Annotated in this window: 14 protein-coding genes; 8 read left to right on the forward strand and 6 right to left on the reverse strand. The window is 66.1% G+C overall.

What is annotated here, in order from left to right:
• Positions 1-335: 335 nt before the first annotated feature.
• The 6 genes from VGH54_RS20660 (at position 336) to VGH54_RS20685 (ending at position 6,422) form a co-directional block, all read left to right on the forward strand.
• A complete protein-coding gene (locus VGH54_RS20660) occupies positions 336-1,391 on the forward strand; it encodes a YncE family protein (RefSeq protein ID WP_331513942.1) in 1,056 nt (351 codons plus the stop codon).
• Between the two features lie 118 nt (positions 1,392-1,509).
• Positions 1,510-3,141 carry a long-chain fatty acid--CoA ligase gene (locus tag VGH54_RS20665; protein WP_331513943.1) on the forward strand — a complete coding sequence of 544 codons (1,632 nt, stop codon included), beginning with the start codon at positions 1,510-1,512 and terminating at the stop codon, positions 3,139-3,141.
• 13 nt (positions 3,142-3,154) lie between these two features.
• Positions 3,155-4,213: a dihydrodipicolinate reductase gene (locus VGH54_RS20670; RefSeq protein ID WP_331513944.1), complete on the forward strand. Its 1,059-nt coding sequence runs from the start codon at positions 3,155-3,157 to the stop codon at positions 4,211-4,213.
• 9 nt (positions 4,214-4,222) lie between these two features.
• The gene (locus VGH54_RS20675; RefSeq protein WP_331513945.1) at positions 4,223-4,696 is read left to right on the forward strand and encodes an SRPBCC family protein; all 474 of its coding nucleotides are present in this window, start codon (positions 4,223-4,225) and stop codon (positions 4,694-4,696) included.
• Positions 4,696-5,565: a class II glutamine amidotransferase gene (locus VGH54_RS20680; RefSeq protein ID WP_331513946.1), complete on the forward strand. Its 870-nt coding sequence runs from the start codon at positions 4,696-4,698 to the stop codon at positions 5,563-5,565. Before VGH54_RS20675 ends, VGH54_RS20680 begins: the two co-directional genes overlap by 1 nt.
• Positions 5,562-6,422 carry a patatin-like phospholipase family protein gene (locus VGH54_RS20685; RefSeq protein WP_331513947.1) on the forward strand — a complete coding sequence of 287 codons (861 nt, stop codon included), beginning with the start codon at positions 5,562-5,564 and terminating at the stop codon, positions 6,420-6,422. Before VGH54_RS20680 ends, VGH54_RS20685 begins: the two co-directional genes overlap by 4 nt.
• Here the strand turns inward: VGH54_RS20685 and VGH54_RS20690 are convergent.
• The 3 genes from VGH54_RS20690 to lpqV all read right to left on the reverse strand — a co-directional run bounded on the left by VGH54_RS20690 (position 6,415) and on the right by lpqV (position 8,885).
• Positions 6,415-7,404 carry a patatin-like phospholipase family protein gene (locus VGH54_RS20690; protein ID WP_331513948.1) on the reverse strand — a complete coding sequence of 330 codons (990 nt, stop codon included), beginning with the start codon at positions 7,402-7,404 and terminating at the stop codon, positions 6,415-6,417. The genes VGH54_RS20685 and VGH54_RS20690 overlap by 8 nt on opposite strands.
• Positions 7,405-7,507: 103 nt before the next feature.
• Positions 7,508-8,191 carry a class I SAM-dependent methyltransferase gene (locus tag VGH54_RS20695; protein ID WP_331513949.1) on the reverse strand — a complete coding sequence of 228 codons (684 nt, stop codon included), beginning with the start codon at positions 8,189-8,191 and terminating at the stop codon, positions 7,508-7,510.
• A gap of 283 nt (positions 8,192-8,474) precedes the next feature.
• Positions 8,475-8,885: a lipoprotein LpqV gene (gene lpqV, locus VGH54_RS20700; protein WP_414688759.1), complete on the reverse strand. Its 411-nt coding sequence runs from the start codon at positions 8,883-8,885 to the stop codon at positions 8,475-8,477.
• A 144-nt stretch (positions 8,886-9,029) separates the two neighbouring features.
• Here lpqV and VGH54_RS20705 point away from each other — a divergent pair, with 144 nt between their 5' ends.
• Positions 9,030-9,617 (forward strand): cysteine dioxygenase family protein, encoded by a 588-nt coding sequence (locus VGH54_RS20705; RefSeq protein WP_331513951.1) that lies wholly within the window; start codon positions 9,030-9,032, stop codon positions 9,615-9,617.
• Positions 9,614-10,000, forward strand: a complete 387-nt coding sequence (locus VGH54_RS20710) for a rhodanese-like domain-containing protein (RefSeq protein WP_331513952.1) — start codon at positions 9,614-9,616, stop codon at positions 9,998-10,000. The genes VGH54_RS20705 and VGH54_RS20710 overlap by 4 nt, the downstream gene beginning before the upstream one ends.
• Here VGH54_RS20710 and VGH54_RS20715 read toward each other — a convergent pair.
• From VGH54_RS20715 to VGH54_RS20725, 3 genes are all read right to left on the reverse strand, one after another.
• A complete protein-coding gene (locus VGH54_RS20715) occupies positions 9,997-10,284 on the reverse strand; it encodes a hypothetical protein (RefSeq protein WP_331513953.1) in 288 nt (95 codons plus the stop codon). The two genes, VGH54_RS20710 and VGH54_RS20715, sit on opposite strands and share 4 nt — an antisense overlap.
• 113 nt (positions 10,285-10,397) lie before the next feature.
• On the reverse strand, positions 10,398-12,089 hold the full coding sequence (locus VGH54_RS20720; protein WP_414688758.1) for an alpha/beta hydrolase: 1,692 nt from the start codon (positions 12,087-12,089) through the stop codon (positions 10,398-10,400).
• Between the two features lie 6 nt (positions 12,090-12,095).
• Positions 12,096-12,567: enoyl-CoA hydratase-related protein (locus VGH54_RS20725; RefSeq protein ID WP_331513956.1), on the reverse strand; the 472-nt coding region annotated here is incomplete at its 5' end.

The following is a 12,567-nucleotide window of genomic DNA, read 5'->3' on the forward strand; positions in this document are numbered from 1 at the left end:
TATCATTGTGCCAGGTCATTTTCGGTTAGCGTGTTGCACGAAATGCCTGGCGAACCCGGTTGCTGTGTTTGCTCTCAAGGGTTGTTGATGCACCTTGGCGAATATTGTTTAAGGACGCACTGAGTTACCCAAGTGACGTGTGCAACAATCGGCAGAAGTGCCCTAATTTCGAAGCAATTACAGCCGCTAGACTCGGCCGGAAGCGGCGCTGCACGCGCCACCACTTACGGATCTGGGCTCTTGTCCGCGGAAGCATTTGAACGCGCGAGGCGTTGCACGCTCAGACACCCGATGTCCGCCCACCACGGACCAACGATGTAGAGGCTGGTACCACTGTGAGCGATGTAGTTTCCGGGCTGAATGTGGCCCCGGGTTTCACGATGGCAGGGAAGATCGACGCTGGACGCGGTGCCGTGACCGGCATGGCGATCAGCCCTGACGGCAACGTCCTGATGACCACCCATTTCGGCGACGACAGCGTCTCGCTGATCGACACCGCGACTGGCGCGGTCGCACTGACCGTCATCGACGTCGAGGAATCGTTCGCCGTCGCGATGTCTAATAGCCGTGCCTACGTCAGCAGCGTGTCGGCGGAGCACGACTCGGTGCTGGCCTTTGACACCGAATCCAGCGAGATCGTGGCGGAATACCCGCTGGCGTTCAATGTCACCGACCTGGCGGTCAGCCCGAACGGCCGGCACCTGTACGCCGGCCGGACTGACGTCGAGGGCGCCGACGTGGCGATCCTGGACACCAAGACGGGCAAAGAAGACTCGGTCCGCATCGCAGGCACCGCTGGAACGACGACCGGATGCGTGCGGGTGAGCCCGGAGGGTCGCCGGTTGTATGTCGCGGCCAACGGCTCATCGACCGCGCAACTCGTGATGGTCGACGCTGTGCGCAAGCGTGTGCTGAACGCGGTCGAAATCGTTTCGCCTATCCGGGATATCGCGCTCAGCCCCGACGGCACCACCGCTTATGTGGGGAGCGCCGGGCCCGACTTCGGGACGGTGCTCGACATCATCGACACTCGGACGTCCACCGTCACCGCTACGCACAAGATCGGCGACGTCGCCGGACTGCTCGCCCAGCTGACGGTGAGCCGCGACGGTGAGCGGGCATACCTGGTCGGCGATCAGAACGTGACGGTGCTGTCCACTGCCACCCAGGACGTGATCGGCAGCATCGGGGTCGCCGGCGACCCGTCGTGCGCGATCGAGAGCCCGGACGGCAACCGGCTGTACATCGCCGACTACGCGGGGACCGTCACCGTCCTGGAAATCGTCGTGACGGCCGCGCCCGCCGACGTGCCGGCTGCGGACGACGAGCTGACCGCTCCACGGCCGTGGGCCGTGCCCGACCTGCTGCTACTCGAGCCGACGCTGGCCTAGCCGCCGACCCGGCCACATCGCCGGTCAGGCGATTGGTCCGGCGTGCAATGATCGCCACGAGGGCAGGCGTTTGGCGGGCCTGCCCCGGTAGTCAGCCGGAACCAGAGGCGGTCCATCGATGTACAGCACCATGCACAGCTTTCCCCTGACGATCACCGCCATTCTGCGGCATGCCACCCACGTGCACGGAGCGCGCAAAGTCAGCACGGCCACCGGCGATGGCTATCGCGAGCACAGCTACGCCGAGATCGGTCAACAGACCGCGCGGTTGGCGAATGCGTTGCGGCGCATCGGTGTCACCGGCGACCAGCGGGTCGCCACCTTCATGTGGAACAACGCCGAACACCTGGCGGCCTATCTGGCGGTGCCGGCGATGGGCGCGGTGCTGCATACGCTCAACATCCGGCTGTTCCCCGAACAGATCGTGTACGTCGCCAACGAGGCCGAAGACCGGGTGGTACTGGTCGATGTGTCGCTGGCCAACCTGCTGGCGCCGATACTCGCCGACCTCAAGACAGTGCAGACCGTGATCGTGGTCGGCGACGGCGACATCGCCGCGCTGGAAGAATCGGGCAAGACCGTGCTGCGCTACACCGACGTCGTGGCCGCCGAGTCGGACGAATTCGACTGGCCTGACATCGACGAAAACTCCGCTGCTGCAATGTGTTACACCAGCGGTACCACTGGAAATCCGAAGGGTGTCGTCTACAGCCACCGCTCGAGCTATCTGCACACCATGGCGATCTGCACCAGCAACGGGATCGGGATCGGCTCCAGCGACTCGGTGTTGCCGATCGTGCCGATGTTTCATGCCAACGCGTGGGGCCTGCCGTACGGTGCGCTGATGGCCGGCGCGGACCTGGTGCTGCCCGATCGGCATCTGGACGCCAAGTCGCTGGTCGAGATGATCGAGAAGCTGCGACCCACCGTCGCCGGTGCGGTGCCGACGATCTGGAACGACGTCATGCACTACCTCGAAAAGAATCCCGGCCACGACGTGTCGTCGCTGCGCATGGTTCCCTGCGGCGGCTCGGCCGTCCCGGTGTCGTTGATGCGCACGTTCGAGGAAAGGCACGGCGTCCAGATCCGCCAACTGTGGGGCATGACCGAAACGTCGCCGACCGCCACCATGGCCTGGCCGCCGCGGGGCACCCCGGAGGACCAGCACTGGGCGTTCCGCGCGACCCAGGGCCGGCCGCTGTGCGGCGTCGAGACCCGGATCGTCGACGACGACGGGCAGGTGCTGCCCAACGACAACGAGGCCGTCGGTGAGGTGGAAGTCCGCGGCCCATGGATCACCAGTTCCTACTATCAGGGACACGACCAGTCCAAATTCGACTCTGGCTGGCTTCGCACCGGCGACGTGGGACGCATCGACGAACACGGCTTCATCACGCTGACCGACCGCGCCAAAGACGTGATCAAGTCTGGCGGAGAGTGGATTTCGTCGGTCGACTTGGAGAACGCTTTGGTCGGACACCCGGATGTGATCGAAGCCGCCGTGGTCGCGGTCCCTGACGAGCGCTGGCAGGAACGGCCACTGGCCGTCGTCGTGGCCAGGGAGGGATCCGACATCAAGGCCAGCGATCTGCGAAAGTTCCTCGCTGACAAGGTCGTTCGCTGGTGGCTGCCGGAGCGCTGGACGTTCGTCGACGAAATTCCGCGCACCAGCGTTGGCAAATACGACAAGAAGACCATCCGGTCGCGGTATGCCGACGATGTCTACGAGGTCACCGAAGCGCGAGACTGAAGGGAACGCGGTTATGAGCCTGCGGGTCGTGCAATGGGCAACGGGGTCGGTCGGTGTGGCCGCGACCAAAGGCATACTCGAGCATCCCGAGCTCGAACTGGCCGGGTGTTGGGTGCATTCGGAAGCCAAGGACGGCAAGGACGTCGGTGACATCATCGGCTGGTCGCCGCTGGGTGTCACCGCGACCAACAGCGTCCAGGAGATTCTCGCGCTCGACGCCGACGCGGTGATCTACGCGCCGCTGCTGCCCAATGCCGACGAAGTCGCGGCGCTCCTGCACTCCGGCAAGAACGTCGTCACCCCGGTCGGCTGGTTCTACCCGGGTGACAAGGAAGCCGCACCGCTGGAGGTCGCTGCCCAAGCCGGCAATGCCACGCTGCACGGCGCGGGCATCGGTCCGGGTGCCGCGACTGAGTTGTTTCCGCTGCTGCTCTCGGTGATGTCAACCGGCGTGACTTTCGTTCGCTCCGAGGAGTTTTCCGACCTGCGGACCTACGGCGCACCGGATGTGCTGCGCTACGTGATGGGCTTCGGCGGCACACCGGACAAGGCGCTGACCGGACCGATGCAGAAGATTCTCGACGGCGGATTCTTTCAGTCGGTCCGGCTGTGCGTGGATCGGCTGGGCTTTGCCGCCGACCCGCAGATTCGCTCGTCGCAAGAGGTGGCGGTGGCGACCGGGCCGATCGACTCGCCGATCGGGGTGATCGAGCCGGGCCAGGTGGCCGGGCGTCGGTTCCACTGGGAGGCCTTCGTCGGCGACGCCGCGGTGGTCCGGATCACGGTGAACTGGTTGATGGGTGAGGAAAACCTCGATCCGCCTTGGTCTTTCGGGCCAACCGGGGAACGCTACGAGATCGAGGTCCGCGGCAACCCGGACGCGTTCATCACGGTGAAGGGTTGGCAGCCGGAAAGTGTGGAAGCCGGGTTGAAGAGCAACCCCGGTGTCGTGGCGACGGCGGCGCACTGCGTGAACGCCGTCCCGGCGACCTGCGCGGCACCACCGGGCATCCAGAGTTTCTTCGACCTACCCTTGATCACCGGCCGGGCCGCACCCGGGCTCTCGCGGTAGCCTGCCCCCATGGCAAAGACTCTGGCAGTCCAGCAATCGCGGGTGATTCCGGTCAGCGTCGACGATGCCTTTGCCGGAACCCTGCCGATACCGCTGACCACCGTTTTCAGCCGCTGGTACGGACCCATCGGGCCGGTCAAAGAAGTCCGGGATCAGAGCGGCGACTGGGATGTGGCCGGGCAGACGCGCACGGTGATGCTGAGCCCGACCGGCAGCTTCCACGAGGAGCTGACCCGTCTGGACCCGCCGCATTCGTTCGGCTACGCGCTCACCGAAATCACCGGACCGCTGGGATTGCTAGTCGGCAGGGCTGAGGGCGAGTGGACCTTCGCCCCGACCGGCACCGCGACGACGATCACCTGGAGCTGGAACATTCACGCCGCATCGAGTCTCGCGGCGCCGTTGCTGCCGGTGCTGGGCACGTTGTGGAAGGGTTACGCGCGCCAGTCGCTGGCGACGCTGTCTGCCGAGCTGACTCGCTGATGTGCCGGCTCTTCGGGCTGCACTCCGGGACAAACGTTGTCACCGCGACGTTTTGGCTACTGGATGCTCCTGACAACCTTTCCGAGCAGAGCAGACGAAATCCCGACGGGACCGGACTCGGTGTTTTCGACGGCCAAGGCAACCCGCAGATTCGCAAGCAGCCGATCGCTGCCTGGCAGGATGCCGACTTCGCCACCGAAGCCCACGACCTGACCGGCACAACCTTCATCGCTCATGTTCGCTACGCGACCACGGGAGCCCACCAGGTGGTCAACACCCATCCGTTCCTGCAAGACGGCCGCATCTTCGCGCACAACGGCGTAGTGGAAGGTCTGGATGTGCTCGACGTGCGACTGCGTGAGCTCGGCACGGCTGACCTGGTGTTGGGGCAGACCGACTCCGAGCGGATATTCGCCCTGATTACCGCATCGATCCGGGCCCGGAGCGATGACGTCACCGCCGGCCTGGTCGACGCGATGCGCTGGTTGGCCGACAACGTGCCGATCTACGCGGTCAACATCGTACTCAGCACGGCCACCGACCTCTGGGCCTTGCGCTACCCGGAGCCGAACGAGCTCTACATCTTGGACCGTCGAGAAGCACCGTCGGATCACCGATTCCATCTGCGCACCAACCGTATTCGTGCGGACAGTGACCATCTGCGGTCCCGGCCGTCAGTGGTGTTCGCCAGCGAGCGGATGGACGACGATCCGCGATGGCGGCTGTTGGAACCGGGCGAGCTGGTCCATGTCGACTCCGCGCTGCAGATCACCAGGGACGTGGTGTTGCCCGATCCGCCTCGACACCAGCTGCGCCCAGCGGATCTCAACGCTGCGGCGCAAGTGGCGCAGCACAATTCGTCGAAGTGACGACCAAACGCGCGCTGGTGCTGGGCGGCGGCGGGATAGCGGGAATCGCTTGGGAGACAGGCATTCTGGCAGGTATCGCCGATGAGTCTCCGGCCGCGGCGGCGGCCTTGCTGGATTCCGACGTGCTGCTCGGCACTTCGGCCGGCTCAGCGGTTGTCGCACAGCTCAGCAGCGGCCTCGATCTGGTGGAGCTGTTCGCGCGGCAGGTCAGCGAGACGTCCGCCGAACTCGACCCCGGCGTCGGAATCGAGACCATTATGGATCTCTTCCTGGCCGCCCTGTCGGACCCGGACACCACGGTCGTGCAGAAGCGACAACGGATTGGGGCGGTCGCGCTGGCAGCCGATACCGTGGCCGAGCCGTTGCGGCGCAACGTGATCGCGCAGCGGCTTCCTTCCCACGTCTGGCCCGACCGGGTGCTCCGCCTCACCGCCATCGACGCCGCCACCGGCGAATTGGTAGTGCTCGACCGCGATTCCGGCGTCGACCTGGTCGATGCGGTAACCGCAAGCTGTGCGGTACCCGGAGCCTGGCCGCCGGTGACGATCGGTAATCGGCGTTACATGGACGGCGGCATCGGCAGCACGATCAACCTCGACGTCGCCGATGACTGCGCCGTGGCGGTGGCGCTGGTGCCCGCCGGTGAATCGGCGCCGTCTGCGTTCGGCGCCGGACCGGCCTTGGAGATCAACGGGTTTCGCGGTGCGGCGCTGGGTGTGTTCGCCGACGAGGAGTCGCTGGCGGCTTTTGGGCCGAACGCACTCGATCCGCGCTGCCGCGTGCCCTCCGCGCATGCCGGGCGTGCGCAGGGCCGGCGGGAGGCGGCGGCCGTCGCGGCGTTCCTCGGCGTCAGGTGATGCCAGTCTTGTTCAGGCGGGTCAGCGCCCGGGCAGCCAACTCGCGGCCGGTCTCGATCACCTCTGCCGCGCGGTGGAATTCCAGACTGCGGCAAGCTGAGCGTGGCACCTCGATCAGCAGGTCGGGCGGATAAGCCGCCAATGTGTGGCGGGCCAGCGCGGCCTGGGCAATGTCGATGGTGCGGTTCATCACCTCGAAACTGCCGAGCCTGGGAGGTTCGGACTCCGGGACGCCCTCCGAGGTGTCTGCGTCGTCCGCGTCTTCTGTACTCGACGTGCCGAACCGGTCGAGCACCGCGCGTGCGGTCGGCGAATCCAGCAGCGCCGACGTACTGCTCAGCATCCGGTTCAGCCACTCGGTGGTGGGCCGGGGTTCGGGCGCTGGGTCGCCGCCGCCGGCCTCGCTGCCGGACAGGCTGACGGCGATGGTCAGGTCGGCGTTGACGGCCGCGATCGGCGCCATCGGCAGCGGGTCGAGGATGCCGCCGTCGGCCAGCAGCCGCCCGTCGACGACGTGCGGCGCGATGACGCCCGGGATCGCGATCGACGCGCGGATCGCCTCGTCGACCGCCCCGCGCTGCAACCACACCGACTTGCCGGCCAGCAGATCGGTGCACACCGCGGTGTAGGGGATCGACAGCTCCTCGATGGTGGCGGCGCCGAGGATGTCGCGCACCGCGTCGAGAATCTTCTCGGCCCGCAGCACGCCGGCTGCGGTGATCGACGGATCCAGCAGCCGCAGGATTGATCGCTGCGTCAATGACCTTGCCCAGTCGGCGAATTGGTCGAGCCGCTCGGCCGCTTGTAGCCCTCCGACGAGCGCCCCCATCGACGAACCGGCGATCCCGGCGATCTGATAGCCGCGGTCCTGCAACTCGTGGATCACCCCGATGTGGGCGTACCCGCGGGCGCCGCCGCTGCCCAGCGCCAACGCCACCCGCCGCCCGGGTTCCGGTTCGGGCGCTAGGTCGGCGTCGGTCATGGGCTCATTGTTCCCCGTGCGGGAACGTTGGGGCGCACAGCACCCACACGAGGAGGGTCCGGCAGCCAATTGGTGGCGACCGCCGAACCTCGCGGGCAGGAGATCAGCCGCGGTGGGCGCTGATCAGGAACGAGGGCAGCTGCGCGCGGCCGTCGGACCCGATTGTCACGTTGCGGTATTCGAAACCGTCGGGCAGGGTCCGCGGCACGTTGACCCACGCACGCGCTGGCCGCACCTCGTCGACGATGAGGTGCCTGCCGACCGTCTCGCGCAATTCTGGCTCGGTGAATGGCCGTGGCCCGAAGTCGGCATTGGGCGGGAAGGCGTCGGTCGAGAAAACCAGGGCAAAGAATCTCCCGCCAGGCCGCAGCGCCCGTGCGCTCGATTCGATGTAGCCGTTGCGCAACTGCTCGGGCAGGCAATGAAATACCAGTCCGTCGACGACGGTATAGAAGTAGTTTTCGTAGCCTGTCGATTTCGAGAGGTCGGCGATGCCAAATTCGACGTCCTGACCGCCACTGGCTGCTGCGCGCCTAGCTCGCTCGATGGCGCTGCTGGAAAGGTCGAGGCCGACGGCGTCATATCCTTTTTGGGCAAGTGCCAATGTCGTGACTCCGACTCCGCAGCCAGAGTCGAGAACCGGGCTTCGGAAACGCCCCTGACGCTCCAGGGCGGCGAGCTCGGGTTGCAATTCGCCGATATTCCAGCCTGGATTTCCGGGTGCGTAGGACGCTTCTCCGTTGTACAGCTCATCCCAGTCGACGCTGTTCACGTTAAATGTTGGCATAGCACCGAAGCTAAGCACGCCGAACAACGGAGGCAACTGACCGAAGCCATTTTAACGACTTTAATACGGCGCCGGTTCGCGTGCATTATGCGTCGGAAAATTGAAAACAAGCTGGAGATTTCCTTTGGCTATGCCAAAGCCTCCCCAACGTCGTTGCATCGGCTGAAAGCCTGCCGGCGAATGCTCGGACTGCAAAGAGAAATCTATTTACCGGCCGGGTCGCTACTGCCGTCCAGCCCCGAACCCGCTTTTTGCTCGGCGTGATTCAAGCGCGGGCCGGCCCTCAGCCGCATTCGTCGTTGGCGGCCGCTTTGGCGGCGACGATGACTCCCGCCTGCCGCGGCAGCGGCAATGCGGCCCAGGCGATGTTCCAGGTGCCGGCACCGACGACCCCGGGCGTCTGGACCGCCGCCAGATACCTCTCGACCAGTCCCGCCCGGTCGCCGGGGTGGCCCTGCATCCACGTCTTTGCTGCGTGGCAGGCCTGGAAGTACTCCTCCTCGGTCGAGTGCGAGGGCACGTTGATCTTGGTCGTGACGCCGGCGGGGGAGATCGCCACGACGCCCGGCGCCCCCGCCGCCGCTGTGGTCACCGTGCTTGCCGGCGGGGTGGCTACGGTCGGGGCCAACGTGTCGGTGGCGGAGCAGCCCGTCATCACCGATGCGGCGGCCAGGACAGCAACCGTGCCCCACATCGGGGGGCGAGATGGTCGCGACGGCACCCGGTCAATCTATGCAACACTGGCGACCGTGATGCAGCGAACCCGGTTTTGGGAGTGTTGTCGGCCCTGACTGCCGCCGCCTCTTGATACGCCCGTTCGCTCTGGAGCTTGCCTCACATGGTTTCTGCAGACCTCGTTGCTGCCCCTGTCCTGTCCGGCCCGTCGCGTCTCCGATCGGTCCCCGGTCCCACCCGGCTGCGACTGGCCGACCTGCTGCACATCACCGACCGAACGGCTGACGACGTGCTCAGCGGCCGTTACGACCAGCTCGTCCCGCCGGGCGGTGTGCCCACCGACGATCGTTGGTTCGCACGGCTGCACGGCGACGACGAAGTCGATGTCTGGCTGATCAGCTGGGTGCCCGGGCATCGCACCGAACTGCACGATCACGGCGGGTCGCTGGGTGCGCTGACGTTATTGTCCGGGTCGCTGGATGAATTCCGTTGGGACGGAGATCGTTTGCGTTGCCGACGGCTAGTAGCGGGGGATCAGGCCGCGTTCCCGCTGGGCTGGGTGCATGACGTGGTGTGGGCCCCCACCGGTCCGCCTGCGCCGGTGTCATCGGTGTCCGGCACGCCGGGGCCCTCGCTGAGCGTGCACGCGTATTCGCCTCCGCTAACGGTGATGTCGTACTACGAGGTCACCAACCAGCACCGGCTGCGGCGCCAGCGGACCGAACTGACCGACCAACCGGAGAACTTATGAGCCGCATCGATCAGGCACTGGAGACCGCGCGCGCCCGGCTACGCCGCCTGGCCGCCGACGAGCTGCCCGCGGCGCTGCGACGCGGCGCGCTGCTCGTCGATATCCGGCCGCAGGCGCAACGAGCGAAGGAGGGAGGCGTGCCCGACTCGTTGCGGCCGCTCGTTATCGAGCGAAACGTGCTGGAGTGGCGCTGCGACCCCACCAGTGACGCCCGACTGCCGCAAGCCGTCAGCGACGATGTCGAGTGGGTAGTGCTCTGCTCGGAGGGCTACACGTCGAGTCTGGCCGCGGTCGCGCTGCAGGACCTGGGCCTGCACCGCGCGACGGACGTCATCGGCGGTTACCAGGCGCTGCTCGCGGCCGGCCTGGTGACAGCGACCTAGCCGCCGCCTCCGCCGCCACCCCCACCGTCGGACCCCATGTTGTACCACCAGTCGTTGGCGTCATTGGGGTTGTAGTACTCATAGTTGTGTTGCGGCGGGGCCGGCGGCGCCGGTGGAGGTGGATCCGCGGGCGGCGGCGCCGATAGCACGCTGGGCGTGCCGCCGAAACCAGTCGCCGCGAACGCCGGCGCACCGAAAGCGGCGACGGGCGCTGCAAAAAGAACGCCTGCCACCGCGATCTTGGTCGCAACGCGGCCCGCACCCGATGGAATAGTCCAGTTCATCGATCACTCCCTCTCTAGGGGATCCGATCAGGTGATCTTGCCACTTGATTGTTCGACTAGCTAGCTAGTAGCCGAAAACACACGGCACCTTCACAGCGTCCGTTTACCTGACGTTAGCCGTCGCTGGCGTGCAGCAGTGGGCGAAGTTTGGCGGTCTTCTCCGGCGTCCACCCCGGCGGCTGCAGCACCGCGGCCCAGCCGTTGGCGACGTCGGCGACGTAGACATGACCATGGCCCTGCGGCACATCGACGGCCACCGCCATGTCGGCCGACACCTGCAAGAACGTCACCACCGGGATCCATTCGGTCTCGGGAAGCACGTCGTAGCCACGTTTTTCGCGTAGCCAGTCCGGTTCGCGGAACAGCAGACCGGGATCCCACCAGGCGATCGGATCGGATGCGTGCTGCAGATACACCACCCGCGGCGTATTCCATTGCGATTCAGGGCGTTTGAGGTCTTCGGGGCGTGCCACGAAACGGACGTAGTGGCCGTGGTCGTAGATCGGCAGCCACTCCGGGGACCCGCGGTCGCGGGTCGCGGTCAGATCGGTCCAGATGGTGTTCTTGAACGTCGGCCCGGAGAACAGGGCACCGTCGGTGCGGGCCAACACGTTGTTGAGGCTCATGAACGGCGCCTCGCCGCCGAAGGCGCCGAGGCTCTCGCCGAACACGACGAGCTTGGGGCGCTGCGCTTCTGGCATCTTGCGTACCAGTCGGTCTACCGCCTCGAACAGCGCCTGGCCAGCGCGACGCGCGTTCTCCTTGTCCACCAGGAAGGACAGCCAGCTGGGCAGGAAGGAGTACTGCATGCTCACCACTGCGGTGTTGCCGTTGTACATGTACTCCAGCGCGTCGGCCTCGGCCTCGTTGATCCAGCCGGTGCCGGTCGTGGTTCCGACCGCGACGACGGCGCGACGTAATCCGTCCTCGCGCTCCAACTCTCGCGCGGCCAACTCCGCGGCCGCGGTGATCCCGTCGGTCGAGTTCAGTCCGGCGTAGGCGCGGATCGGCTCGGTCGCCGGCGCGCCGTTGAACGCGGTGAGCTGGTCGACGGTGGGCCCGCTTTTGATGAATATCCGGCCCTGGTGGCCCAGCGATTCCCAGGTCACCAGCGACTGCGGTCCGCCGGACCGCAGTGGTGTCCGCGGCGCGGCGGTATCGGGATTGATTTCGTCGTTGACCGTGGCGAATGTATTGTTCATGGTTCGCATCGCGAATTTCACCACGACGCCGTTGAGCAACGCGATCGTCAGCGCAACCAACAGCGATACCACAATGACAGCCGAAACCCGCGGCGGTGCAAAGCGATCCAGTCGCAGATCCAGAAAGCGCACCAGTCGGCGAATGAGCTGGCCGGTCTCGACTACGCCGAACAGCACGAGCAACGACACTGCGGTGGTCAGCGGATAGTCGAGCCAGACCAGGTGCTTGACTCCCATCAGATCGCGCACCCGGTCCTGCCAGATGTGGAACCAGATCACCATCGCGAGCATGCCGATCGCGCCGACGACGATCAGCACCAGCCACGCCCATCGCGGCGCCGGTGGGCTGGAGTCCCGGGAGAGCATGAAGCGCACCAGCCATACCGCGAAAACGCCGATGGCGTAACCGATTGCGCCGGCCAGGCCGCTGACCAAACCCTGAAACAACGGACCGCGCGGCAACAGCGAAGGTGTCATCGAAAACCAGATAAACACCAGCCCGACCGCGGTGCCGGTGAAGGTGTAGTGCCGGACCCACCACGCTTCCCGGCGCGGCGGCTCGACGGCCTGCGCGGGTTCGGCAGTGGCAGCTTCGCTCACCACAACTCCTTAGCGGTGGGTGAAGTTCGGTGTTCGCTTCTCGATGAACGCGGCCATTCCTTCGGACTGGTCGTCGGTTGCGAAAGCCGAATGAAATAGCCGACGTTCATACAGCAGGCCTTCGGTCAGCGTGGACTCGAAGGCGCGGTTGACCGCTTCCTTGGCCATCCGAGACGCCGACCGCGACATCTGCGAGATCGTGGTGGCGACGGCCTTGGCCTCGGTCAGCAGATCGTCGGCGGGCACGACCCGTGCCACCAGACCGCTGCGCTCGGCCTCTTCGGCGTCCATGTTGCGTCCGGTCAGGATCAGGTCCATCGCCTTGGCCTTGCCGATGGCCCGGGTCAGCCGCTGCGAGCCGCCCATGCCCGGCAGCACGCCCAGCTTGATTTCCGGCTGGCCGAATTTCGCGGTGTCGGCGGCGATCAGCACGTCGCACATCATCGCGAGCTCGCAGCCACCACCGAGCGCGTAACCGGCG

Origin of the sequence: Mycobacterium sp. (genome assembly GCF_036488105.1) — a bacterium.
Taxonomy (GTDB): Bacteria; Actinomycetota; Actinomycetes; order Mycobacteriales; family Mycobacteriaceae; genus Mycobacterium.